Raw genomic sequence first — 25,241 nt, forward strand, 5'->3', positions numbered from 1 at the left:
TACTATTTAATAATTAGTTAATGTGAAATTAGCAATGAAAGAGGCGAAATTGGTATTTTATTTGTTTAAGTTGTTAAAATTTTGAATTAAAATATGCTTAATGTTTAAAAAATAAATAAAAAAGTGTTAAATAATTTAAATTATGGCTTTCATTATTAATATATCATCAAATTTGCTGTACAAGGAAAAAATTATTTGAAGTATGAAGATGTTTTTACTATTACTCGTAGTGTGCTTAATTCCAATATTATTTATTGTGATGCTTTTTGCATCATCTTTCTATAAAGGTTACGGTAAGATTAACCACGACTAAAAAAGGCTTTACATTACGTAAAGCCTTTTTTTATTGATAGGTTGCGAAACAAACATCTATTAATTGATCATCGAAATTACAATTGGAAATCGTTAGAACAACCTCATTTTGTCCTGGTGTGATTTTTATTTCTTCCGAATTAAGATTATAATTTCGTTTATTGTTTTTAAAAGTTAATACAAAATGTCCTTCCATAGAAGTATGAGGATTTTTATATTTTATCGAATACTTACAATCACTGTTTAGTTTACCGAATTGTATGATATCAACCCAAGGATAGCATAAATAGGTTTTAATGTGATCATCCTCTTGTGATAAAATGAAATCACAAGATTGCAAGAATACTATAGATACAATTATACTATATTTTATATACCTCGTTAACATTTATTTGTGTTGTAAATAAGCCATAATTTACAAAAACCGTATCTTTTTTGATTTTATCAATGGTTCCCACAGATGATGAACCATGGATTTTTACACGATCACCCACTTTTAGAGCTTCAATTTTCTTTTTGGTTTCTGCTTTTTCTTTTTGTTCAAGCACATCTTTTTGTTTTGAAATTTCAGTAGCATTTTGTTTTAATTCACGTTGCACTTCTTTTTCAATGATCTTTTCAATCTTCTTATATTGCTGTACTTCTTTGGTTTTCTTGGCATTTTCCATTTCTACCATTTTTAAGAAATTAGCAATTAATTGTTTTTTGTTCTTAGACTTAAGATAAGCATCCGACATATCTACAATCCGTTTTCCCAGCATCATCGTTTTTTGTTCACGGTCGTACAATTGCTGGAAATCATATAATTTCTGCTGAATTTTCTCTTTGGTCAATTCCAACTCTTCATTGTTGATCAAGTTGGTTTCTTTAAGTTCTTCGACTTGATCTTTTGTTTTTTGAATTTCAAATTTCTCTTGCTGAAGTTTTAGAATGGTTTTATCCAAATTGACTTTATCACTTTCCACTTTTTTCTTTGCGCGATTGATTAATCGAAATGGAATTTTATTTTTCTCCGCAACTTCAAAAGTAAATGAACTTCCAGCTTGTCCAATTTCTAAACGATATAAGGGCTCTAATGATTTTTTATCGAACAGCATACAAGCATTTATTGCTTGTGGTAAACTTTCCGCACTTAATTTAATGTTGGTATAGTGCGTTGTGAAAACCCCAAACGAGTTACGTTCGTAAAATTCTTCAAAAAATACTTCAGCTAAAGCTCCTCCTAATTCGGGATCAGATCCTGTCCCAAATTCATCGACTAGCAATAAAGAGTGTTCATCGGCTTGTCTTAAGAAATAAGACATTTGTTTTAATCGATAACTATAGGTCGATAAATGATTTTCGATGGATTGATTGTCACCGATATCGGTAAAAATCTGTGTAAAAAATCCAAATTCACTGGATTCATGTACGGGTACTAAAACCCCCGACTGAACCATAAGTTGCAATAAACCAATTGTCTTTAAGGTAATGGATTTTCCTCCAGCATTTGGACCAGAGATGATGATGATGCGACAATCTTTATCAAGTGTAAGACTTTGTGGAATTGTTTTTTGTTGATTTCGCAAATTATTTAAATACAAAAGGGGATGATAAGCATCCACCAATTTAATTTTTAAATCGCCTGTAATTTGTGGTAATACCCCATTGATGGCATGCGCATATTTTGCTTTAGCTTGCGTAAAATCAATGTACTCTAAAAAAGTCTGATATTCTTCTAGATTTGGTTTAAAAATTGCAATTTTAGCCGTTAAATCCAGAAGAATTCGAATAATCACATGTTTTTCTTCTTCCTTTAATTCTTCAAATTCACGGCGTGGACCTTGTACACTTTCAGGCTCAATGAAAGTAATTGATCCTGTTTTAGAAGTTCCTAAAAATTGTCCTTTAACACGTTTTCGTTGAAATGATTTAACAGCTAATACCCGACGATTTCCAATAACTGATTCGCGTATATCATCCAAATAATCCGAGTGATAAGCCATGGATTTGTTGAACAATTCCGTAATTCTTGAATTCAAATGACGTAATCGGTCACGAATAATCTTCAGTTCCGGACTCGCATCATCTTTCACTTCACCAAATTTATTGAAAACAGTATCAATGAGTTTGACAATCTCTTTTTCATATTTAATGGCCGAAGCTTTTTCAGTTAAAGCAGGGTAATATTCCTCAAAAGCGGTGATGTGCTTTAGCACTTCTTTCACTTGTAAGGTATTCGATTTAATTTTGAAAAATTCCTCTGCAGGCAGATAATAATTTTCAATTTCTAATCGTGTTAAATATTCATCTAGTATAAAGTATTCAGAAAATGGGAATTGATTTCCACTTTCAATACTTGTTAAATATTCGTTGGTTGTTTTTAAATCTTGGATTAAAGCAGTTTGGTCTTCATACGGGTGTAATGTTCGAATGAAATCTTCTACTTTTTCTGTATACGCAAATGCTGCTATTTCTTCTTGAACAGCATTAAACTCTAAATCCTTTAAGGTTTGTTTTGATATCTGCATTAATACTTTCGTACGTTCTTAATCGTGAGAATTATAATAAGATGGTAAAGATACAATTTTCTGATGAGTCTTATTTAATTCTACCCATGAAGGATAGGGTAAATTTTAACGTTTTTCGCCTATTATGTTAAATAAATGCTTTAAAAATGGATTTACTCATTATTTGTACGTAAATTTGCCATCAAATAGGAATGAAATTCATTTTGTTGTAATCCACCTGATTGACTTCCCAGTTAAACTTTTTATCTCTTCATAGATTTTCAAATCGTTTATAAACTGCTTAACCATCGATGTTTTTTACCTCAAATTTAGTCATGATCATATCAGATCTTCATTCAAAATTCACAATACAACCACGTTTGGTTAAAATTTTATAAATAATATGGCAGATTCTCAATCTAAAAAAGAAAAGAATAAAAAGAAAGATTTAAAAAGAAAAGAAAAATTAAACAAAAGGGAAGAGCGTAAAACCAATAATAACAAAGGGAAATCGCTTGAGGATATGATTGTTTATGTCGATGTTAATGGGAACTTTACAGATGTACCACCACATTTACAAAACCGCGAAGAAGACTTGAAAAAAGGTGGTCGTAACCGCGATATGGATACATCATTCGAAGGAGTGATAGCGACATTTAATACCGAAAAAGGTTTTGGGTTTATCAAAGAAGAAGGTGAAAAAGAGAATATTTTCTTCCACAATTCGCAATTAAAAGAACCGATTAAAGTGAACGATAAAGTGACGTTTGAAAAAGAGATGTCCGATAAAGGCTTTAGAGCGGTGAATATCAAGAAAAAATAATTCAATCGAATTTTAATATATCTCAGGAGTTTGTTTACAAGCTCCTTTTTTTATGCGATATAATGGATAAAGGCCTAATAATTGCTTATTTTTACCATTTAATAATCGATCATTATGCAAGTAAATATAGAAGAAAGTTGGAAAAAGGTTTTAGCATCAGAATTTGAGCAACCTTATTTTGAATCTTTGGTTCATTTTGTTAAAAACGAATATAAAACAAAAACCATTTATCCACCTGCATCAAAAATATTTGCAGCTTTTGATCATACGCCTTTTGATGAAGTGAAAGTGGTGATCTTAGGACAAGACCCTTATCATGGACCAGGTCAAGCAAATGGCCTTAGTTTTTCAGTAAATGATGGGATTCGTTTTCCACCGAGCTTACAAAATATCTATAAAGAGTTAGAAGATGATTTAGGAGTTTCTATTCCATCATCAGGCGATTTAAGCCGTTGGGCGTCCCAAGGTGTTTTGATGTTGAATGCAACTTTAACCGTTGAAGCATCAAAAGCAGGATCGCATCAGAAAAAAGGTTGGGAAACTTTTACTGATGCGGTTATTCAAGCATTGGCTGAAAAAAAAGAAAATATCGTGTTTATTTTATGGGGAAGCTATGCTCAGAAAAAAGGAAAATCCATTGATCGTACCAAACATTTTGTAATTGAAACGGCTCATCCATCACCTTTATCTGTATATCGTGGATTCTGGGGAAGTAAACCATTTTCCAAAACCAATGCATTTTTACAGTCAAAAAATAAAACACCAATTCAATGGTAATAAAAAAAGCTCTTCTACTTTAGAAGAGCTTTTAATTTAGGCATAAATCTCCTTATGACTAAAGAGATTTATGAAGGAATTTTAGAGTGACTCATGAATTCCTTTAGCAATATTATGGATTAAATCTTCAAAAATTTCGTTATTTTCTAACGTGTCACCAATAATTTGCTCTACACTGAAAATTTCAGTTTCATTCTCAAAATTCAAATCATTAAAATTCGTTGATTCAAATTCAAAGAAATCAGTTTCCATTTCATTCATAAATATAAATATTAAACGACTAAGATAGGAATAATATCTTATAGATGGTCTAATTTGATGTTAAGGATTTTAGAAGTTCAGAAAAATCCATTTCGAAATTTCGACAAACACAATAAAATAATAAATCGGAAATATGCTCAGTGCTGTGATTGTATCGATGAATCGGTGATGAAAAAAAATAGAGCACAATTGAATAAACATACATCCAATCAGTAACCAAATGATAGATTCTTTTGTACTGATAGAAGTTGGCTCTGTTGTGTCTTGAAAGGATACGAAGAGTATTTTATGAAAGATTTTAGACTGATGTAAAGTGAAAGGTGTTCCTTCAGGTAAATTAAGAATTTCTTTCGGGAAACGATCGAGCAGTATCTTTTGATCATTTTCGGTGTAAATCACATCAAAAGCTTTCACGATACCTCTTCGTTGATGATCATATTGTGTATGTACAAAAGCTATTTTTTCCGTTCGCTCATTGGGTTTTAATTGACAAATATCAATTAGAAATAACACTACCAATAAGATATTAAAAATGGAAAAGAGTTGAAATTCGTTTAATTTTTTACTTGAAGCAAATACAAGTTGTTTCGTTTTCATAAGGTGGGTGGTTCAGTGTTATTTATTTCCGCTTGATTGATACAATTTATAGTTTCTTCTCATTATAGTTCTGGTTTGATTATGGCAAATAGGTATAATTTAAGATTTGCATAACCTTCCAAATGATTTAAAATTTTTCGTAAGATTCTTTTCCTCAGTTGAACTATTGTTACAAGCATACTTTCTAATTCAAATGTTTCCCTTACAAAGGGTTTTATTGTTTTACAACCCACTGTTAAACCCTCAAAATGCCAAAACGTTGAATTGAATGGCATCTAATGGGTTGTATAGGGCTAAAAATCATTTTTATCTTCCTTTATCCGATAATGATATGAACAAAGGATTGGATTACGTTTAAAAATTCGAATCTTCTAAAATGTTTCTTTTATGATATTGCCTAAAATAGGTTAAAAAAGAGGAAAAATTTTATGCGCTTACAATTTATTTTAAATGTACTAATTAATTAAATATCATCCTTTTTATTTAAATTGAATTTTATATATTCGTATTTATCAAAACAAACAAAAAAATGTCAAATCATACTAAAACGCAAGACTCAACTACGGTTGATCCTCATGCAATGCCTGCAATTTATCAACCAAAGAATAAAGTTCGAATTGTAACTGCAGCGGCCCTTTTTGACGGCCATGATGCAGCAATTAATATCATGCGTCGTATCATCCAAGCAACTGGATGTGAGGTGATTCACCTTGGACACGACAAAAGTGTGGAAGATGTGGTAAACACAGCTATTCAAGAAGACGCAAACGCCATTGCCATGACGTCTTACCAAGGTGGACATAATGAATATTTCAAATACATGTATGACTTGCTTCAAGAAAAAGGAGCAGGGCATATCCGTATCGTTGGTGGAGGTGGAGGAGTAATCCTGCCAACTGAGATCAAGGAATTGATGGATTATGGAATCACACGTATTTATTCTCCTGATGATGGTCGTGAAATGGGATTACAAGGAATGATCAATGATATGGTTCAAAAATCTGATTTCCCTACACCTGATTTGACTTTGCCTGAAGGAAAAGATATTTATCAATCCTTATTGGATAAAGATATCACAACAATTTCACGTTTGATTTCCTTAGCAGAAAACCGTGAAGAGGATTTTCTAAACCTTTTTGATTTTAATCAAGTTGCAGACCAATCGGCACCCGTTCTTGGGATCACAGGAACAGGAGGAGCGGGTAAATCTTCCATGGTGGACGAATTGGTTCGTCGTTTCTTAATTGATTTTCCTGAAAAGCAAATTGCGTTAGTTTCAGTGGATCCTTCAAAGAAAAAAACAGGTGGAGCCTTATTGGGTGATCGTATTCGTATGAATTCCATTAATAATCCTCGTGTTTATATGCGCTCATTGGCTACACGTCAATCGAATTTAGCTTTGTCGAAATATGTGGAAGAAGCCATTCAAGTTTTAAAAGCAGCGAAATATGACTTAATCATCTTGGAAACTTCTGGAATTGGTCAGTCGGATACAGAGATCTTGGATCATTCAGATGCTTCTTTGTACATCATGACACCTGAGTTTGGTGCCGCAACACAGTTAGAGAAAATTGACATGTTGGATTTCGCTGACATTGTTGCGATTAATAAATTCGATAAGCGAGGAGCGTTGGATGCTTTACGTGATGTGAAAAAACAATACCAACGCAATCATAATTTATGGGATGTTAATCCAGATGATATGCCGGTATTTGGTACAATTGCTTCTCAATTCAATGATCCGGGAACCAACCAATTGTATAAGGCAATCATGGATAAGGTTGTAGAAAAAACAGGTGCTGATTTAAAGTCGACATTCGAAATCACGAAAGAAATGTCTGAAAAGATTTTTGTGATTCCACCAGCTCGTACACGTTACCTTTCTGAAATTGCAGAAAACAATCGTGCTTATGATGCGAAAGCATTGTCGCAAAAAGAGGTTGCTCAAAAATTATACGGTATCTATAAAACGATTGAAACGATTACTGGAAAAGCGCCAAACTTGACGCCACACGGAATTGAAATCGTTGGTACTGAAGGTGCGGATTTAGCCAAATTATTATTAGCTGAATTCGACAAATTGAAAATGAATTTAGATCCATACAACTGGGAGGTGATCACTACTTGGGATGCAAAAGTAAATAAGTACAAGAATCCAGTGTACTCGTTTATGGTTCGTGATAAAGAGATTAAGATTCAAACGCATTCTGAATCATTGTCTCACTTGCAAATACCGAAAGTTGCCTTGCCGAAGTATGAAGCTTGGGGTGACATTTTACGTTGGGTATTGCAAGAAAATGTTCCAGGAGAATTCCCATTCACATCTGGTTTATATCCTTTCAAGCGTGAGGGAGAAGATCCAACACGTATGTTTGCCGGAGAAGGAGGTCCTGAAAGAACAAACCGTCGTTTCCACTATGTTTCGAAAGGAATGCCTGCCAAACGTTTGTCTACAGCGTTTGACTCGGTAACGTTATACGGAAATGACCCAGGTCACCGTCCAGATATTTACGGTAAAATTGGTAATGCTGGTGTATCCATCTGTTGTTTGGACGATGCGAAGAAATTATACTCAGGTTTCGATTTATCGCACCCTGCAACATCTGTATCGATGACAATCAACGGTCCAGCACCAATGCTGTTAGGATTCTTCATGAATGCAGCGATTGACCAAAACTGTGAGAAATACATCAAAGAACACGGTTTAGAGGCAGAAGTTGAAGCTAAAATCGAAGCGATCTACAAGGAGAAAGGTGTAGAACGTCCACGTTACAACGGTGAATTACCAGAAGGGAATGATGGATTAGGATTGATGTTGTTAGGTGTGACAGGTGACCAAGTTTTACCTGCTGACGTTTACGCAGAAATCAAGAAAAATACATTGGCTCAAGTTCGTGGAACGGTTCAAGCAGATATCTTGAAAGAAGATCAAGCACAAAACACATGTATCTTCTCCACAGAATTTGCATTGCGTTTGATGGGTGACGTTCAAGAATATTTCATTAACCAAAATGTGCGTAACTTCTATTCAGTATCTATTTCCGGTTACCATATTGCAGAAGCAGGAGCAAATCCAATTACGCAGTTGGCATTTACGTTGGCCAACGGATTTACATATGTGGAATACTACTTGTCACGTGGAATGGACATCAACGCGTTTGGACCAAATTTATCGTTCTTCTTCTCGAATGGTATTGATCCAGAATATGCGGTGATTGGTCGTGTAGCTCGTCGTATTTGGGCGAAAGCTTTGAAAAACAAATATGGTGCAAACGAACGTGCACAAATGTTGAAATACCACATTCAAACATCTGGTCGTTCATTACACGCGCAAGAAATCGATTTCAACGATATTCGTACAACTTTACAAGCATTGTATGCGATTTACGACAACTGTAACTCGTTACACACGAATGCTTACGATGAAGCGATTACAACTCCAACAGAAGAATCTGTACGTCGTGCGATGGCCATTCAGTTGATCATCAACAAAGAATTAGGTTTAGCGAAAAACGAAAACCCAATTCAAGGATCATTCATTATTGAAGAATTGACAGACTTAGTGGAAGAAGCGGTATTGGCAGAATTCGACCGAATCACAGAGCGCGGAGGAGTTTTAGGAGCGATGGAAACGATGTACCAACGTTCTAAAATCCAAGAGGAATCATTGTATTACGAGACATTGAAGCATAACGGACAATTCCCAATCATTGGGGTGAACACGTTCTTGTCTTCAACAGGTTCTAAGACTGTAATTCCAGCGGAAGTCATTCGTGCAACGGAAGAGGAAAAATTATTCCAAATCAAAACGAAAGAAGAATTGAACAAAGGAAATGCTGCTGCAGTTGAAAAAGCGTTGGAAGAAGCGCAACAAGCTGCAATCAACAACAAAAACATCTTTGAGGTATTGATGGAAGCAACGAAAGTTTGCTCTTTAGGTCAAATAACATCAGCTTTGTTTGAAGTTGGTGGACAGTATAGAAGAAATATGTAAGAAGTATTACTTCATATCCAATAAAAAACCTGCATTTTTGCAGGTTTTTTTTATAGCGTTAATCGAGTTCCAATGTAAAAATTTGTTGTAGCCGCCGGATTATAGAATCGATTTCCAAAAGCATTCAAATCATATCCTGCGCTATATTTCGCGTTATAAAGATTTTGAATCCCAGCATAGATGGATAGGTTTAATTCATTGAATTTAAATGTTGAATCGACATAAAAATTTCCAATTAGATAATCTTTTTCTTCGATCGAATTGGCATCATTCAAATAAAATTTAGAGTTAAAGTAATTACTCCAAATAATATGGAATTGATCCCATAACTCTATCGTTATATTATTTTGAATGGAAAATTTAGAAACTCCTGGGATCAGATGATTTGAAAAATCATTGGATCCTGATTGGTAATGATCGTATTTGAAATCATACAAATGTCCTGAAAAAAAGAATGATCCTTTCGTGAAAATGGGATGATTAAAATGAAATTTTTTGGATTGAATAGTCCATTCCAATCCTCGTTGTTTGGTGCCACCTGAATTAACAAAATAATCGTTTCCCGCTTCATCTTGGCGTTTCACTATAGCTTCTCTCAAATGATAATCAAATGCGGTTAGTTCAAAAAACCATTGATTCACCGCATAACGAATGCCCATTTCTTTATTCCAACCGTATTCAGCAGTTAAATGTTGTTGAATTTCTTGGTTGGATGAACGAACTTCTTCTGTTGTTGGAGACGAAAGCCCTTTCGCAATTTTGCCTCGAATACTCCAATTGGAATTCAACTTGTAAGTTGTTCCAAGTTGAGGTAGCCAATGGGCTTTAAAATTTTTTTCTCCTAATTCTGATTCTGGGAAAAACGATTCCCATTGCAATTTCATTGCATTTAAATTCAAGGATGCATCCACAAACCATTTATTCGCATATGCGATTTGTTGATTGAAATAATAGAAGGATTGAAATGTTTTTAAATCATCAAATTTCTGAGGATTACCTCTGTATCCACTCAGGTTATCAAAATTTCTAAATTTGGTTTTATTTATTCCTACTTCTGTTCCAAATCGCGTATTTATTTTCCATGCGCGCCATTGTTTTTCATAATCTAAATAAAAACGACCTTGTATATTGGTTTCTTGGCGTTCTTCGAAATTAGAAATGAAAGGATTTTTGAAGTCGGTATAAGACGATTGAATCAAGGCAAAATTTTTCCAATTCGAATCGATTTTCCAACTATGGTTAATTCCTCCAAGAAAGGTCTTATTTCTGATGCTGGAATTTTGTTCTTCCGCACTGGGAAGAGTAGGAGTCGCTAACCGAGCTTGTCTTCGGTCACTTTCCATTTGCTGCAAAGTTAATCCTCCAGGTGTTTCGTAATCTAAATCGGTGTAAACCAATTTTAAATTAAATTCATTGGTCTTGGAATATTTCCATTGATCATTCAAAAATATCGATTTTCGTTTCACAGCAGATTGTTTACGGTAGCCATCGGATTGGTATAATGATTGTCCCAATTGGACGTGATGCTTTCCAAGGGTTTTATTCCATTGGATATTTTCATGCCATTGATGGAAGCTTCCTAGCCCCGTAGATGCTTTTAAGCCCTCTTTTTTAAAGGTTTTCAATACTGCAACCCCACCTGTTTCAATTCCATATTCACCACCTTGTGGACCTTTGAAAACATCTATGGAAGAAATGAATTGAGGTTCGATTAAATTCAGGTATGAATTACCAGTGGCATCGGTTAAAATAAAATCATCCCAATATAGCTTCACGTTTCGTACACCAAAAGGAGAGCGAATGGTGCTTCCACGTAATGAAAGACGATAACTTCCTGGTGATCGTTCTTCCATTTTTACACCAGGGACTGTATTGAAGCTTTCTACCAATCGTTCAGGATGATTCAGTTTCATCTGATGTTCACTGATCGGATGGCTGGACGTTGTTGACTGGAGAATAGGCGTTTTACGTTGAAATGATTCAATCACAGTTTCTGAAAGAAGAATACTGTCATGCTCTTGCGCTGTGGACATACCAAATGGTAATACCAAAAGAAGGGGTAAAACAATTTTTTTCATGGCAGTTAAGGGAAAAAGGTTAAAAAAGAGGTTATTTAATAACCTCTTTTATTCATTTATTTTTTAGCAATTCGGTACAATTTACCATTATCACCAACAGCATATAAATGTCCATCGGTACCAGTAACCATATCGCGAATACGATCTTTCTGATCTAATAACAAATGCTCTTCTCCAACTACTTTATTGCCTTCAATTACTAGACGTACTAAAGCTTGTTTAACCATTCCACCAACGAATAAATTTCCTTTCCACTCGTCGATAGAACCTGTATAAAATTCAGCTCCACTTGGAGCAATTACAGGATCCCAATAATAATTGGGTTGTTCTAAACCTTCATGTTTGGTAGCGCCATCAGAAATTTTTCCACCGGCATATTCAATTCCATACGTAATTAATGGCCAACCGTAATTTTTCCCTGGTTGAATTAGGTTTAATTCATCACCACCGCGAGGACCATGTTCAATTTCCCATAATTCTCCTTTATCATTGAAAGCTAAACTTTGAGGACTACGGTGACCTAAACTATAGATTTCTGGTAATGCCTCTTTATTTGATGCAAATGGATTTCCTGGAGCAGCTTTTCCATCTGTAGTGATTCGAATAATTTTACCTAAAGGAGTTTTTAAATCTTGTGCATATTTACGCATTTCTTCATCCGAACGTTCCCCAAATGAAGCGTATAAATAACCATCCTTATCAAACACTAAGCGGCTTCCGTAATGTAAACCACTATCATGCGAAGGGAAAGTTCGATAAATAATTTTTACATTTTCAACTTTTGTTTCATCTGCAGATAAAATTCCTTTCGCAATCGACGTTTGATCCTTTTTACTTCCATCAGTGGCCGGTTCGGAAAATGTCCAATAAATGGTACGATTTTGTGCGAAATTAGGATCTAAGATAACATCTAATAATCCCCCTTGGTTGTATTGATTGACTTTTGGTAACCCTGTTACTTTCTTTAATTCATAAGGCTTTTGTAGATCAATAATCATCATATAACCCGATTTCTCAGTCATTAACAATTTACCATCAGGTAAGTTGACAATCGCCCAAGGTAGCCCTAGATTTTCATTGACTACTAGCACTTCGTAGCTACTTTTTGTTTTGATGTAATTTGCTCGCGTTTGACCCTCAAATGCAGGTTGATATTCTGTATTGGCTTTTTCGGTTTCTTTAGCAATACTATCGTTGGTCGTTGGATCAGAAGTATCAGTCGTTTTCGTATTATTGGAACATGATAATATGAAAAGCATTGATAATGTTAAAGTTGCAAGATTCTTCATGGATTAATATTTAATACCAATTTACCAATTTATTTTAAATTAGATCAATGCCATTTATTTTTAGCGTTATCGTATTCATAATAAATGCATTAAAAAAAGTTTAGAATTGATAGAAGAATTAGGATATTTGTCATTCTTATTTTACACACATGAAATCCTTTTTACGTAAGAAAAATGTAGAAATTTCTCCTAAACGCTATTTTGTAGATGCCATGGGAGCGATGGCCTATGGTTTATTTTCAACGCTTCTTGTCGGAACAATTTTAAAAACGTTAGGTGAAGAATTTAATCTTTCATTTTTAAATGAAGTTATTTGGCCTGTAGCGAATCAAGCCACAGGACCTGCCATAGCTTTAGCCATAGCTTATAGTTTGAAGGCACCACAATTGGTTATGTTTTCTAGTGCGGTGGTAGGAATAGCATCTTATCAATTAGGTGGTCCATTAGGGGTGTTTTTAGCGACCATCTTAGCCGTTGAACTCGGAAAATTAATATCAGGAGAAACCCGTTTAGATCTTGTTCTGACTCCAATTGTTACGGTATTTGTAGGTGTTGGAATGGCTCAAATTTTTGGACCAACGGTTTTACAAATTATGAAATGGATCGGAGAGGTAATTATGATGACCACTACGACTAATCCGCTACTGATGGGTGTATTAATTGCTGTTATTGTAGGAATTGTTCTTACATTACCGATATCCTCCGCAGCATTATGTTTAATGTTAGAATTGGATGGTCTAGCTGCCGGTGCAGCGACCATAGGTTGTTGCGCTCAGATGATAGGATTTGCTACCATTAGTTTTAAAGATAATGGGATAAAAGGCGTGTTTGCACAAGGGTTGGGAACAAGCATGTTGCAGATGCCGAATATTTATAAAAATTGGAAAATATGGATACCACCTACACTTGCTTCAGCGATCATTGGACCTTTTGCGATTATTTTTTTTGGTATGGAAAATTCAGCTTTAGAATCTGGAATGGGGACCTGTGGATTAGTTGGGCAAATAGGAACATATAATGCCATGAAACTTCATCAATCTCCAACGGAACTTATGTTGAAAATTATTGGGCTCCATTTCATAGCACCTGCTATTCTTTCCTATGGTTTTTATTGCCTCTTGAAACATTACCATTGGATTAAGGATGGAGATATGAAAATTTAAAGCTTTGGTGCTATAAGTAATACTTCAAATAAATAAAGTGTTTCGATTAAAACGATTGATATTGTTTCATCTTTTCCAATGTATGATTTCATTTGATTTACACGTTTTATATTAACTAAGATTGATTAATTTTGTGCAAACATCTACAGAAAATAATCCGATGAGTCAGGAAAAAGACAAGAAAGTAATCCTTGCCATTAACGAAAAACCAACGTTAGGGCAAGGATTTTTATTAAGTATACAACATTTATTTGCAATGTTTGGAGCCACTGTATTAGTTCCGGCATTAACAGGGATGAATCCTTCTATAGCACTTATATCAAGTGGTTTGGGAACATTAGCCTTTATTATGATTACTAAAGGTAAAGTTCCTTCTTATTTAGGTTCATCTTTCGCTTTTATTAACCCTATAATTGCATTAAAAGCTTTAGAAGCTGACCCCACAAGTGATATTGCTACGGGGAGTTTTTTAGTGGGCAGTTTTTTAATTGGGATTATATATGCGTTTATGGCTTTGATTATTTCAAAGGCAGGAACAAAATGGTTGATGAATTTACTTCCTCCCATTGTCGTGGGACCAGTAATTATGGTGATTGGTTTGGGATTAGCGAATACAGCTGTCGGAATGGTCACGACAAATCCATCAGGAGTGTATGATATGACCTATGTAACGATTGGAATAGTGACTTTAATTATCACGATTATCACAGCTGTTTTTAGTAAAGGATTTTTAAGTGTTATTCCCATTTTGGTTGGAATAATTGGTGGTTATGTTTTTTCGATCATCATGGGAGTTGTTGAAACAGAAGCAGTGGTGAATGCACAATGGTTTCAAGTACCCACATTTACGATGCCTTTTGTTGATTATACACCGACAATCAGTTGGTATGTTATTTTCTTAATGGTTCCAGTAGCAATAGTTCCTATTGCAGAACATATAGGACATCAATTGGTTTTAAGTAAAGTTGTAAATTCTGATTTAATTAAAAATCCAGGTTTGCATCGATCGATGTTGGGTGATGGGATTGCTACGATGCTTGCTTCCGTAATAGGAGGACCACCAAATACCACTTATGGTGAAAATATTGGGGTATTAGCCATAACGAGAGCATTTAGTATTTATGTATTTATCGGGGCAGCCCTTTTAGCTATACTATTTGGATTTTGTGGTAAAATTTCAGCCTTATTAAGTACAATTCCAAGCCCTGTAATGGGAGGTGTTTCCATTTTATTGTTTGGAATTATAGCATCGAGTGGTCTACGTATGTTGGTAGAAAATCAAGTGGACTTTAAAATCAAACGTAATTTAATCATCTCTTCTGTCATTTTAATCGTTGGAATCGGTGGAGCTGCCATCCATATTGGAGATTTGTTTTCTTTAGAAGGAATGGCATTAGCATCCCTTGTTGGAATCGTATTAAATTTGATTATTCCAGGAAGGGAAAAAATTGATTTTGAACAAATGTTTCAAGATGAATCATGAAAAAGGTGGTTACTCCACCTTTTTTTAATGATCATAATCCCATGTTAATATTTGCTAGCCATAAACTAGATTTTATTATTTTAGCACCTTACAACTGAAAAATCAATATGAAATTCAATTATAGACATCTATTTTTAGCAATGGGAGTGATATCCCTTTCGTTCACTGCATGTTCTACGAATACTTCTTCAAAGAAAGTAGTGTACAAAAAAGTAGAAAAACCTGTAACGAAACCAACAGCTCCATTACCAAAAACTCCAGTTACTCCACAAAAGGCATCAACTCAACCCGTAGAGGAGGCTTTTAAAGTGACTTTACCCGAAATTAAACAAGAGTTTCGTGCCGCATGGGTAGCGACTGTAGCCAATATCAATTGGCCATCAAAACGTAATTTAACGACAGAACAACAAAAAGAAGAAGCAATCAAATTATTGGATGTATTAGAGGCAAATAATTTCAATGCTGTTATTTTTCAAGTGCGTCCTTCAGGTGATGCTTTATACAAGAGTAATTATGAACCTTGGTCTTATTTTTTAACGGGTGGGACAGGAAAAAGTCCATATCCTTATTATGACCCATTAGAATTTTGGGTTGAAGAAGCTCATAAACGTGGCTTAGAATTGCATGTTTGGTTAAATCCATACCGTGCTCATCACTCGAGTGGAGGAGCTGTGACCAGTGAGTCTATGGTAAAGAAAGCTGCAGATCATGTGGTTCGATTAAAAAATGGAATGTATTGGTTTGATCCCGCAGATACTCGCACTCAAAATCATGTATCAAATGTGGTGAAAGATATTGTAAAACGTTACGATATTGATGGTGTACATTTTGATGATTATTTCTATCCTTATGCTTCCTATAATGGAGGTGCGGATTTTCCTGATCATACGACATGGGCAAAATACCAAAATAATGGCGGGAAATTGTCTCGTGCAGATTGGAGAAGAGAAAATGTAAATACGATTATTGAACGTATTTATCGCGAAATTAAGGCTGAAAAACCTTTTGTGAAATTTGGTATCAGTCCATTTGGAATATGGAAACCAGGTTATCCTGCAGGTATTACGGGGTCTTCACAGTATGATGAATTATATGCTGATGCAAAATTATGGTTGAATAAAGGATGGGTGGATTATTTTTCTCCTCAATTGTATTGGCCTATAGCTTCTAAAGGACAACCCTTTCCTAAATTATTGGAATGGTGGAAATCTGAAAATACTCATAATCGTCATTTGTGGCCTGGTTTAAATACTGTAGAAGTGAAAGCTACTGATCGTACATCTGAAATTTTAAATCAAGTGAAAGTTTCAAATGAGATTTTAGATCAGCATCCCGGAGTTATACATTGGAGTATTGCTGGATTAACAAAAAATCCATCCATGCTTCAATCCCTTAAAAATGGTCCGTACAAAGAGAAAGCATTGGTTCCTAAAATGGATTGGATTAAAACTGCTCGTTTGAATCGACCAAAAATGTTAGTAACCAATCAACCCAGTGAAGTAGTTGTCAATTGGAAAGAAAATGATTCCAATGTATCACAATGGATTTTACATAGCCGATACAATGATCATTGGGAAACACAATTTTTAGACGCTAAAACCAATTATAAAGCGCTTCCTAAACAAAAAAATGGAGCCCATTTGAATGCAGTCGCATTAAAGGCCGTTGATCGTGTAGGAAATGAAAGTGATTATATTGCGGAACGAATTAAATAGACATAAAAAAAACCGGGAATTACCCGGTTTTTTTATTTTATAATTGAGAAGGATTTTTATCGTTAATGTTGTAGTAATTGATTACAGCATTATAATCATTGTAATCTAATGGAGTTGCACTTCTACCGTAATTCGCTGGAACAACAACTACACGAAATGTTTGATTTTTAATGTATTCTGAATTCGCTAAATCAAATGTTGCATCTACATAGATTTGGACATCATTTTTAGAAAAATCAAAGGTATAATCCAATTCGTTTCCATCGTTGAAATAAATTGTATTGGGTAACAACTTCCAAACTGGTTGGCTGTTTGCTGCATTCGTTTGACGGTATACTAACACTACATCTGAATCATATAATGGACGAGTGAAATTTCTTAATAGGTAATACCCTTGATCATAATCAAAAGATACATTTTTCAAATCATATACATCTGAAATGGTATCATTATCCACATAGGATACTCCATCATCATCCGTACAACTTACCGTAATAAATACCCCCATAAGGGCTACCATAAAAATTGATAATATTCTTTTCATAATTGATTCGTTTTATTTAACCATTCATTCAAATGCTATACCAAAGAATAAATGTTTAAAATTTCATAATTGTTTTTTCTCGTCAGTAAAAATATCATAAATTGGAGTTACAATACAACACATATGAGATTAATTTTAATTTTACTATCAAGTTTATCTTTTGCACAAACTTATAAAGTAATTAATGAGGAAAAAAATGATGTAAGCTATAGGGGCCTAGCTTTTGAATCAGCTAATACATTTGTGGTTTCTGGGTCAAAAAATACCATTGGGAAAACCACAGATGGAGGTAAAACCTTTCAATGGATCAATCCTACAGTCGTTCAAAACAGAGATTTTAGGGATATTGAGGTTTTATCAAAGGATCACTATTTGGCAATGAGTATAGATGCTCCAGCATATTTGTTATTAACAAAAGATGGTGGTACAACTTGGAACAAGGTGTATGAAAATAAACAAAAAGGGGTGTTTTTAGATGCTTTATATGTGGATCATAAATCGAAGAAAATTTATGCTTTAGGTGATCCTATAGAATCAGGTAAACCTTTTGTACTAACGTCTTCTCTTGCCAATCCAACCCAATGGGAAGTTGCCAAAACATTAATGAATCAAGGATTGCGTCTAAAAAATCCAAAAGAAGCATTTTTTGCATCGAGTGGGAGTAATCTTTATGCGGATGATAAGCAAGTTATCATTGTAAGTGGTGGAGTAGCTTCTAATGTTTATCGTTATACACCAAAAGGTGGACAATTGTATGGATTGGATAAAAGTGCAAGTGCTACGGCTGGTATTAATGGAATGGCGTATGACGCCGTCAATAATGTAGGATATATGGTTGGGGGAGATTACACTAAACCAAATGATTCAAACTATAATTTGTATAAGTTTAAAATCAATACCAATAATCAACTTCAATTTATCGATTCATGGAAATATCCAGAAGGCTACAAGTCTGGAGTAACCATATTAAGCAAAGATCGAGTAGTGGTTTGCGGATATTCAGGTGTAGATTATTCAGCTGATGGAGGTCATAATTGGAAGAATCTAACCAAGGACAGTTATAATACTTGTATCGCCTCTCCAGATAAGAAATCGGTTATATTAGTAGGGAATAAAGGTAAAATTGGAAAAGTTACTTTCTAATTTTAGTGATAAAATTTAATCCAGCTTGCATGCTGGATTTTTTTATTTTAAAAATGGAGATGATTTGACTTTCCATAATGGTTTTGAACCTTATTTTTTCTAAATTAGAAGAACAAACTCAACTTATTTTCAAAATATGATTATTAGTGGTTAGTTCAATTGTGACATTAAAAATGACCTTAAATAATGGAAAAAAACCAAATCATTTCGGTAAAATTCTTTGGTCTGATTTAACCGTTGAAAATGCTGAAGAAATCAAAAATTTCTACAAAGAAGTCGTCGGTTGGGACGAGAAACATGTACCAATGAAAGATGGTGAGGAAGATTATGTTGATTACGGTATGGGGTGTAATGAGGAAGGAGTGGCCGGAATTTGTCATAAACGAGGGCGAAATCGCGCAATTCCTTCTCAATGGATCATGTATATTCAGGTAGAAGATGTAGCCCATTCATTGAATAAAGTGCTTGAATTAGGAGGCAAATTAATTCATGAAGCTCGTAAAAAGGATGGCTCATATTTCTATGTGATCGTTGAAGATCCTGCTGGAGCTGTGTTTGGATTAGGAAATTTTAATGCTTAATTGATGAACCATACGTTTTCAACCATCGAGGAATATATTGCTACATTTGAAGGAGAGAAAAGTAGAATTCTTCAATCGCTTTCAGATTTTATTCAAATAATAGTTCCTGAGGCTCAGCCTACCATCAATTATAAAATGCCATCATATAAATTGAATGGTCATTTGATTCATTTTGCAATGTTAAAAAATCATGTCGGGATTTATCCAGGTGAAGATATGATTAATCGTTTTATAGAGGATTTAAAACATTATAAGACAACGAAAGGGACTATACAAATCCCATTGGATGAAGCGTTACCTTTTGATACCCTACAGAAAATAATTCAGCATAAAGTAGAACTCCTTAAAAATAAAAAAGTAAAAGATTGGAAAAAATACCACGATCAATATGCTGAAATTACAGAAAAATTAGAGGAAATTGTTGCCAATACAGATTTAGTGAAAGCCTTTAAATGGGGTGGAGATGTTTATACCTTCAATGGTAAAAATGTCTTAGCTTTTCACGGGTTCAAGAACCATTATTCCTTATGGTTTTACAATGGCGTTTTTTTGGAAGATAAAGCAAAAGTTTTAATATCGGCTAATGAAGAAAAGACAAAAGCATTACGGCAATGGCGATTTCAATCCATAAAAGATTTGGACGTTAAATTGATTGAACAATATATTACGGAAGCTATTCAGATGGCTAAAGATGGAAAAGAATTTATCGAAGTAAAAGTTCCTCCTCAAGAACCACAAGGGATTTTAAAAGATGCCTTGGACATGGATTTCGATTTAAAACATGCATTTTTTGCTTTAACTCCGGGGAGACGCAAAGATTACATGGAATTCATCGACGATGCAAAGCAAGAAAAGACAAAAGTCAAACGTTTAGAAAAAATAAAACCCATGATTTTACAAGGAAAAGGATTAAATGATAAATACAAAAAGTAATGCAAATTTCTGTAAATAATACCCAAGAATACTTTAATGAAATTCCAGAAGAACGTAAAGCAGGATTTAAGAAACTATATAATACCATTAAAAATAATTTACCCATCGGTTTTACCGAAGAGATAAGTTATGGTCATTTAGGTTTTGTGGTTCCATTCACGACATATCCAAAAGGCTATCATTGTGATGCTTCACAACCCTTACCTTTCATAGGAATTGCATCTCAGAAAAATCATATCGCCATTTATCACATGGGAATCTATATGGACCAAGACGTGTTGGATTGGTTTGTAACCTCATTTCCTATTCATTCTAAAAAGAAATTAGATATGGGCAAAAGTTGTATTCGTTTCAAAAAAGTTGAGGATATTCCCTATGATTTGATTGCAGAGTTGTCGACTAAATTTACTGTAGAGCGCTATATTCGTAAGTATGAAAGTCTTCTAAAATCTAAAAAATAGATCATGACAAATTTTTTTGAATTTTTACACCAACTAAAACAAAATAACAATAGAGAATGGTTTTCAGCGAATAAATCCATTTATGAAATGGCTAAAAAAGAAGCTGATGCTATTTTCGAATTGGTATATGCTATCTTGTCAGAACAAGAAGCATTTCATCCTTTAAAAAAATACCGCATTTACCGTGATGTTCGTTTTTCTTTGGATAAAACACCATATAAAACACATTTTTCTACATTTATTGGTCGTAAACAACCGCATCATAGAGGAGGTTTTTATATTCATTTTGAACCTGGGAATTGTTTTATTGGAGGTGGTTTCTGGGGGCCCGAAAAGGATGATTTACTACGCATTCGTAAAGCAATTGATGCGTCAGATGAATTAGAAACGATTTTAAATGATCAAAAGTTAATTTCTTCTTTTGGTCATCTCCAAGGGGAAGCGCTAAAAACTGCTCCTAAAGGTTTTCCGAAAGATCATGAACGAATAACGTTATTACGAATGAAGCAGTATCTTTTGATCAAAAAGTTTGATGATCACGATGTTTTGGGAGATGATTTCCCTCAAAAAGTACTCGAAGCCTATCAATTACTCTTGCCATTTTTCCACTATATGACAGAAGTTTTGACAACGAATGAAAATGGAGAATATATATACGAATAAATCCTTAAGTAACTTTCCTTTTAATTTTTGGTTTTTGGATGGTTTTATTCATATTGATTAAAAACAATTTTCTTTAAGATAAATCGCGATACAAATGCTTTTATACGTTCCAATAATTCACGAAATTTGATTTTTATTGAAATCACAACATGAATAGACCAACCCGCGTATTTGATTTGCCCCGTTATCAATTAGAGACCTATCGACCAATTGAAATTTTTTCTTCCAAAAAAGAAGGGCAATGGAAAGGGATTACGACTCAGGATTTTATTAATCGCGTCAATAATATTTCAAAAGGTTTATATGCCATAGGAGTTCGTTCAAACGATAAAGTTGCAATGATTAGTGAAAATCGTTTGGAATGGAATTTACTTGATTTTGCGATTCAACAAATAGGAGCAGTCGTTGTGGCTGTTTATCCCAATATTTCGGATGATGATTATAAATTTATTTTTAATGATGCCGAAATCAAATTATGTTTCGTTAGTAATGATTCGTTGTATCAACGGTTATTAGGGATTAAAGATCAAATTCCTACTGTAGAACGCGTTTATACCTTTGATTCCTATCCTAATATTCCCCATTGGTTTGAAATGATTGGTGAAGGAATTACAATTGCGGATGAAACAATAAATCAATTGATGGAGGAGGTATCAACCGATGATTTGGCCACGTTAATCTATACGTCTGGAACTACAGGTCAACCTAAAGGAGTGATGTTATCGCATAAAAATTTACTTTCCGATGTTTACAGTTCTGAATATTCATTTCCTGTTCAAGCGTATGATCGAGCATTAACGTTCCTGCCTGCATGTCATGCCTATGAACGTTGTTTTCAATACGTATATATTTTTATGGGACTTACGATATATTATGCCGAATCCATGGATAAGATAGGGGATAATATGAAAGAAGTTAAACCACACATCTTTTCAGCAGTTCCTCGAGTGTTAGAAAAAGTTTTTGATAAAATTATGGCAACCGGTGAACAATTAACGGGATTCAAACGAAAACTTTTTTTCTGGGCAATTGGTCTTGGTGAACAATATGATGGAGCGGATGGTCAATATTCAATTGCTTATAAAATACAATTAAAATTAGCCCAAAAATTAATATTTTCGAAATGGAGAGCGGCTTTAGGAGGCGAAATCAAAGGTATAGCATCTGGAAGTGCCACTTTACAAGAACGATTATTGCGAATTTATTTGGCTGCAGGAATTCCTATTTGGGAAGGATATGGGTTGACCGAAGCAGGTCCATGTGTTTCAGTTAATTGCATTAAACGAGGACTTAAAATAGGAACTGTGGGTATACCATTAATTCATATCGATGTAAAATTGGCTTCCGATGGTGAAATTTTAGTCAAAGGGGATAATGTCATGCAAGGATATTATAAAAATCCTACCGCAACGAAAGAAGTCTTGATTGATGGTTGGTTACATACAGGAGATATCGGCGTTTTTGAGGGGCAATTTCTAAAAATAATAGATCGTAAAAAAGAAATGTTCAAGACATCAGGAGGAAAATATATTGTACCTCAACAATTGGAAAAGAAAATGGTTGAATCCCAATACATTGAACAAGCACTAGTAGTGGGAGAAGGAAAAAATTTTCCAGCGGCATTAATTGTTCCAAATTATACGAATTTATTGGATTGGGCAAAGAGCTCTAGTTTAGAAATTTCAACGCTAGATAAAAATGAATTCCTTCAACATCCAACTATTATTGAAAAAATTCAGTCAGAACTTGATCATTCCAATCAACATTTTGGCAATTGGGAGAAAGTGAAGAAATTTGTACTGTTACCCGATGAATTTACGATTGAAACGGGTGAATTAACTCCTACACTCAAACCGAAACGAAAGATTATTCAACAAAAATATCAATCTGAAATTGATCAAATGTATCAAATATAAAATCCAAAAGCTTCTTTAATGAGGCTTTTTTTAATGACTGATATAAATAAAATGTTATGTATATTATTTTATTCATATATTGAACATAACTCCCTTTATTTTTATGCATTTAGAATAAAATCGATTAAAATTTTAAAAATTTATTATTCTTGCATAGGAAATTTAAAATTTTAGTAGATATTTGTTTTTATCAAAACCATAAAGAGAATACTATGCATCAACCAAAACGATTGTTTGATTTACCCTATCGTCAATTAGAACTATTTCCCAATCTGAATATGCTGAACAAAAAGGTAAATGGGAAATGGGTTGCTGTAACTTCACAAGAATTTATTGATTTAGTGAATGAAGTTTCAAAAGGATTAATTGCGTACGGTGTACAACCGGGTGATAAAGTAGGGCTTATTTCAGAAAATCGGTTAGAATGGAATGTGATCGATTTTGCTATACAGCAAGTTGGTGGTGTAGTTGTTGCCATTTATCCAAACATTTCAGATGCCGATTATCAATATATTTTTTCCAATGCGGAGATTAAGTTATGTATTGTAAGTAATGAAAACTTATATCACCGCATCGAATACTTAAAAAAAGAGTTACCCACGCTCACTCATTTATTTATGATTGATGAAAAAGTAGGTTTATCCAATATTTCTGTTTTAAAAGAAGCGGGGAAAAATGTTGAACAAAAAGAAGTTGATACCTTAAAAAATGGGGTGCATGAAGACGACTTGGCGACATTAATATATACATCCGGAACAACAGGGAACCCGAAAGGGGTAATGCTAACCCATAAAAATATTCTAAGCAATTCAATTGCTGCCGATCGACCAACGCCCACAAAAGCGTATGACAAATCTTTAACGTTTTTACCTGCGTGTCATGCCTATGAACGGATGATTCAATATTTGTATATGTACAAAGGGATGCAAGTGTATTATGCACAATCCATGGATACGATAGGGGAGGATATCAAAGAAGTTGAACCCGATATGATTTCAGCTGTTCCCCGATTGTTAGAAAAGGTATATGAAAAAATCATGGCCAAAGGAAATGAATTAACAGGTTTTAAACGCCAGTTGTTTTTTTGGGCTGTTCAAATTGGGGAGCAATATGATCCAAATCCATCACAACGATCGTTAATTTATAACATTAAGTATTTTTTTGCGCATCGTTTGGTGTTATCCAAATGGAAACAAGGACTAGGAGGTCGTTTAGGTGCCGTTTGTTCAGGCAGTGCCGCACTGAATCAACGCTTAATGCGTTTGTATTTTGCTGCAAAAGTAAATGTATATGAAGGCTATGGATTAACAGAAGCTTCTCCCTTAATCTCTGTGAATTCCTACCAAGATGGTGTTTTAATTGGATCTGTCGGACCAGCAATCCCAGGAGTGAAATTCAAATTGGCTCCAGATGGTGAAATCATGGTGAAAGGTGACAATGTCATGAAAGGGTATTATGAAAATCCGGAAGCAACAGCAGAAGTCATAAAAGATGGCTGGCTGTATACGGGTGATATAGGTCAAATTATCGATGGCAAATTCCTTAAAATCGTTGATCGTAAAAAGGAAATGTTTAAAACATCTGGAGGAAAATATATAGTTCCTACGCAGATTGAATCCAAAATGGTCGAATCTGATTATATTGAACAGTTCATGGTAGTAGGGGAAAACCAAAAATTTCCTGCAGCGTTAGTGGTACCATCTTATCAAAATTTAAAAGATTGGGCCAAAGATCAAGCACCATCTCTTTTAAATCTTTCCAAAGAAGAATTTCTTCTGGCTGATGAGGTAGTAAAGAAAATAGGGGATGAAATCAATCGATTCAATAAAAATTTTGGGAATTGGGAAACCATTAAGAAATTTAAAATCGTTCCTAATGAATTCACGATTGAAGGGGGCGAGTTAACACCAACACTAAAGCTTAAGCGTAAAGTGATTACTCAAAAATATGAACATTTGATACAAGAAATTTATCGTTAACATATAGATAAGTATTTAGAGGTTAAAAGTGGTTTGAATA

Annotated in this window: 20 protein-coding genes; 13 read left to right on the forward strand and 7 right to left on the reverse strand. The window is 34.2% G+C overall.

Annotated features, from left to right (window positions below; genetic code table 11):
• Nucleotides 1-343: 343 nt before the first annotated feature.
• Both AC1QSP_RS01905 and AC1QSP_RS01910 read right to left on the reverse strand, forming a co-directional pair.
• The gene (locus AC1QSP_RS01905) at nucleotides 344-508 is read right to left on the reverse strand and encodes a hypothetical protein (protein WP_484079532.1); all 165 of its coding nucleotides are present in this window, start codon (nucleotides 506-508) and stop codon (nucleotides 344-346) included.
• Nucleotides 509-674: 166 nt separating this feature from the next.
• The gene (locus AC1QSP_RS01910; RefSeq protein ID WP_484079533.1) at nucleotides 675-2,822 is read right to left on the reverse strand and encodes an endonuclease MutS2; all 2,148 of its coding nucleotides are present in this window, start codon (nucleotides 2,820-2,822) and stop codon (nucleotides 675-677) included.
• A gap of 382 nt (nucleotides 2,823-3,204) precedes the next feature.
• Here AC1QSP_RS01910 and AC1QSP_RS01915 point away from each other — a divergent pair, with 382 nt between their 5' ends.
• The gene (locus AC1QSP_RS01915; RefSeq protein ID WP_484079534.1) at nucleotides 3,205-3,624 is read left to right on the forward strand and encodes a cold-shock protein; all 420 of its coding nucleotides are present in this window, start codon (nucleotides 3,205-3,207) and stop codon (nucleotides 3,622-3,624) included.
• A gap of 114 nt (nucleotides 3,625-3,738) precedes the next feature.
• Nucleotides 3,739-4,401 (forward strand): uracil-DNA glycosylase, encoded by a 663-nt coding sequence (locus AC1QSP_RS01920; RefSeq protein WP_484079535.1) that lies wholly within the window; start codon nucleotides 3,739-3,741, stop codon nucleotides 4,399-4,401.
• Nucleotides 4,402-4,482: 81 nt separating this feature from the next.
• On the opposite strand, the gene AC1QSP_RS01925 is transcribed toward AC1QSP_RS01920, so the two are convergent.
• Together AC1QSP_RS01925 and AC1QSP_RS01930 are read right to left on the reverse strand one after the other, a co-directional pair.
• Nucleotides 4,483-4,662, reverse strand: a complete 180-nt coding sequence (locus AC1QSP_RS01925; RefSeq protein ID WP_484079536.1) for a hypothetical protein — start codon at nucleotides 4,660-4,662, stop codon at nucleotides 4,483-4,485.
• A 69-nt stretch (nucleotides 4,663-4,731) separates the two neighbouring features.
• Nucleotides 4,732-5,259: a hypothetical protein gene (locus AC1QSP_RS01930; protein ID WP_484079537.1), complete on the reverse strand. Its 528-nt coding sequence runs from the start codon at nucleotides 5,257-5,259 to the stop codon at nucleotides 4,732-4,734.
• Nucleotides 5,260-5,839: 580 nt separating this feature from the next.
• Here AC1QSP_RS01930 and AC1QSP_RS01935 point away from each other — a divergent pair.
• On the forward strand, nucleotides 5,840-9,253 hold the full coding sequence (locus AC1QSP_RS01935) for a methylmalonyl-CoA mutase family protein (protein WP_484080378.1): 3,414 nt from the start codon (nucleotides 5,840-5,842) through the stop codon (nucleotides 9,251-9,253).
• A 50-nt stretch (nucleotides 9,254-9,303) separates the two neighbouring features.
• On the opposite strand, the gene AC1QSP_RS01940 is transcribed toward AC1QSP_RS01935, so the two are convergent.
• Both AC1QSP_RS01940 and AC1QSP_RS01945 read right to left on the reverse strand, forming a co-directional pair.
• The gene (locus AC1QSP_RS01940) at nucleotides 9,304-11,331 is read right to left on the reverse strand and encodes a TonB-dependent receptor (protein WP_484079538.1); all 2,028 of its coding nucleotides are present in this window, start codon (nucleotides 11,329-11,331) and stop codon (nucleotides 9,304-9,306) included.
• Between the two features lie 56 nt (nucleotides 11,332-11,387).
• Nucleotides 11,388-12,620, reverse strand: a complete 1,233-nt coding sequence (locus AC1QSP_RS01945; RefSeq protein WP_484079539.1) for a PQQ-dependent sugar dehydrogenase — start codon at nucleotides 12,618-12,620, stop codon at nucleotides 11,388-11,390.
• Between the two features lie 149 nt (nucleotides 12,621-12,769).
• Between AC1QSP_RS01945 and AC1QSP_RS01950 the strand changes: the two genes are divergently transcribed.
• The 3 genes from AC1QSP_RS01950 (at nucleotide 12,770) to AC1QSP_RS01960 (ending at nucleotide 16,981) form a co-directional block, all read left to right on the forward strand.
• Nucleotides 12,770-13,783, forward strand: a complete 1,014-nt coding sequence (locus AC1QSP_RS01950; RefSeq protein WP_484079540.1) for a PTS sugar transporter subunit IIC — start codon at nucleotides 12,770-12,772, stop codon at nucleotides 13,781-13,783.
• A 160-nt stretch (nucleotides 13,784-13,943) separates the two neighbouring features.
• A complete protein-coding gene (locus tag AC1QSP_RS01955; protein WP_484080379.1) occupies nucleotides 13,944-15,266 on the forward strand; it encodes a solute carrier family 23 protein in 1,323 nt (440 codons plus the stop codon).
• 107 nt (nucleotides 15,267-15,373) lie between these two features.
• Complete coding sequence (locus tag AC1QSP_RS01960) at nucleotides 15,374-16,981, forward strand: glycoside hydrolase family 10-like protein (protein WP_484079541.1); 1,608 nt, start codon at nucleotides 15,374-15,376, stop codon at nucleotides 16,979-16,981.
• Between the two features lie 37 nt (nucleotides 16,982-17,018).
• Here the strand turns inward: AC1QSP_RS01960 and AC1QSP_RS01965 are convergent, their stop codons facing one another.
• Nucleotides 17,019-17,525, reverse strand: coding sequence for a hypothetical protein (locus tag AC1QSP_RS01965; RefSeq protein ID WP_322970079.1), 507 nt, complete (start codon nucleotides 17,523-17,525; stop codon nucleotides 17,019-17,021).
• A 123-nt stretch (nucleotides 17,526-17,648) separates the two neighbouring features.
• Here AC1QSP_RS01965 and AC1QSP_RS01970 point away from each other — a divergent pair, with 123 nt between their 5' ends.
• The 7 genes from AC1QSP_RS01970 (at nucleotide 17,649) to AC1QSP_RS02000 (ending at nucleotide 25,201) form a co-directional block, all read left to right on the forward strand.
• On the forward strand, nucleotides 17,649-18,668 hold the full coding sequence (locus AC1QSP_RS01970) for a WD40/YVTN/BNR-like repeat-containing protein (RefSeq protein ID WP_484079542.1): 1,020 nt from the start codon (nucleotides 17,649-17,651) through the stop codon (nucleotides 18,666-18,668).
• A 173-nt stretch (nucleotides 18,669-18,841) separates the two neighbouring features.
• Nucleotides 18,842-19,249 (forward strand): VOC family protein, encoded by a 408-nt coding sequence (locus AC1QSP_RS01975; protein ID WP_484079543.1) that lies wholly within the window; start codon nucleotides 18,842-18,844, stop codon nucleotides 19,247-19,249.
• 3 nt (nucleotides 19,250-19,252) lie between these two features.
• Nucleotides 19,253-20,182, forward strand: coding sequence for a DUF1801 domain-containing protein (locus tag AC1QSP_RS01980; RefSeq protein WP_484079544.1), 930 nt, complete (start codon nucleotides 19,253-19,255; stop codon nucleotides 20,180-20,182).
• Nucleotides 20,182-20,643, forward strand: a complete 462-nt coding sequence (locus AC1QSP_RS01985) for a DUF1801 domain-containing protein (protein ID WP_484079545.1) — start codon at nucleotides 20,182-20,184, stop codon at nucleotides 20,641-20,643. Before AC1QSP_RS01980 ends, AC1QSP_RS01985 begins: the two co-directional genes overlap by 1 nt.
• Nucleotides 20,644-20,646: 3 nt before the next feature.
• A complete protein-coding gene (locus AC1QSP_RS01990; RefSeq protein WP_484079546.1) occupies nucleotides 20,647-21,306 on the forward strand; it encodes a DUF2461 domain-containing protein in 660 nt (219 codons plus the stop codon).
• 149 nt (nucleotides 21,307-21,455) lie between these two features.
• Complete coding sequence (locus AC1QSP_RS01995; RefSeq protein ID WP_484079547.1) at nucleotides 21,456-23,222, forward strand: AMP-dependent synthetase/ligase; 1,767 nt, start codon at nucleotides 21,456-21,458, stop codon at nucleotides 23,220-23,222.
• 212 nt (nucleotides 23,223-23,434) lie between these two features.
• Nucleotides 23,435-25,201 (forward strand): AMP-dependent synthetase/ligase, encoded by a 1,767-nt coding sequence (locus AC1QSP_RS02000; protein WP_484079548.1) that lies wholly within the window; start codon nucleotides 23,435-23,437, stop codon nucleotides 25,199-25,201.
• Nucleotides 25,202-25,241: the final 40 nt, after the last annotated feature.

Source organism: Faecalibacter sp. (genome assembly GCF_057177045.1).

Coding starts and splice junctions, on each gene's coding strand:
- AC1QSP_RS01985 (WP_484079545.1), top strand. CDS start 20,182: ATGCAAATTTCTGTAAATAATACCCAAGAATACTTTAATGAAATTCCA.
- AC1QSP_RS01950 (WP_484079540.1), top strand. CDS start 12,770: ATGAAATCCTTTTTACGTAAGAAAAATGTAGAAATTTCTCCTAAACGC.
- AC1QSP_RS01995 (WP_484079547.1), top strand. CDS start 21,456: ATGAATAGACCAACCCGCGTATTTGATTTGCCCCGTTATCAATTAGAG.
- AC1QSP_RS01935 (WP_484080378.1), top strand. CDS start 5,840: ATGCCTGCAATTTATCAACCAAAGAATAAAGTTCGAATTGTAACTGCA.
- AC1QSP_RS01940 (WP_484079538.1), bottom strand. CDS start 11,331: ATGAAAAAAATTGTTTTACCCCTTCTTTTGGTATTACCATTTGGTATG.
- AC1QSP_RS01990 (WP_484079546.1), top strand. CDS start 20,647: ATGACAAATTTTTTTGAATTTTTACACCAACTAAAACAAAATAACAAT.
- AC1QSP_RS01920 (WP_484079535.1), top strand. CDS start 3,739: ATGCAAGTAAATATAGAAGAAAGTTGGAAAAAGGTTTTAGCATCAGAA.
- AC1QSP_RS01925 (WP_484079536.1), bottom strand. CDS start 4,662: ATGAATGAAATGGAAACTGATTTCTTTGAATTTGAATCAACGAATTTT.
- AC1QSP_RS01945 (WP_484079539.1), bottom strand. CDS start 12,620: ATGAAGAATCTTGCAACTTTAACATTATCAATGCTTTTCATATTATCA.
- AC1QSP_RS01930 (WP_484079537.1), bottom strand. CDS start 5,259: ATGAAAACGAAACAACTTGTATTTGCTTCAAGTAAAAAATTAAACGAA.
- AC1QSP_RS01960 (WP_484079541.1), top strand. CDS start 15,374: ATGAAATTCAATTATAGACATCTATTTTTAGCAATGGGAGTGATATCC.
- AC1QSP_RS01980 (WP_484079544.1), top strand. CDS start 19,253: ATGAACCATACGTTTTCAACCATCGAGGAATATATTGCTACATTTGAA.
- AC1QSP_RS02000 (WP_484079548.1), top strand. CDS start 23,435: ATGCATCAACCAAAACGATTGTTTGATTTACCCTATCGTCAATTAGAA.
- AC1QSP_RS01975 (WP_484079543.1), top strand. CDS start 18,842: ATGACCTTAAATAATGGAAAAAAACCAAATCATTTCGGTAAAATTCTT.
- AC1QSP_RS01965 (WP_322970079.1), bottom strand. CDS start 17,525: ATGAAAAGAATATTATCAATTTTTATGGTAGCCCTTATGGGGGTATTT.
- AC1QSP_RS01955 (WP_484080379.1), top strand. CDS start 13,944: ATGAGTCAGGAAAAAGACAAGAAAGTAATCCTTGCCATTAACGAAAAA.
- AC1QSP_RS01915 (WP_484079534.1), top strand. CDS start 3,205: ATGGCAGATTCTCAATCTAAAAAAGAAAAGAATAAAAAGAAAGATTTA.
- AC1QSP_RS01905 (WP_484079532.1), bottom strand. CDS start 508: ATGGAAGGACATTTTGTATTAACTTTTAAAAACAATAAACGAAATTAT.
- AC1QSP_RS01910 (WP_484079533.1), bottom strand. CDS start 2,822: ATGCAGATATCAAAACAAACCTTAAAGGATTTAGAGTTTAATGCTGTT.
- AC1QSP_RS01970 (WP_484079542.1), top strand. CDS start 17,649: ATGAGATTAATTTTAATTTTACTATCAAGTTTATCTTTTGCACAAACT.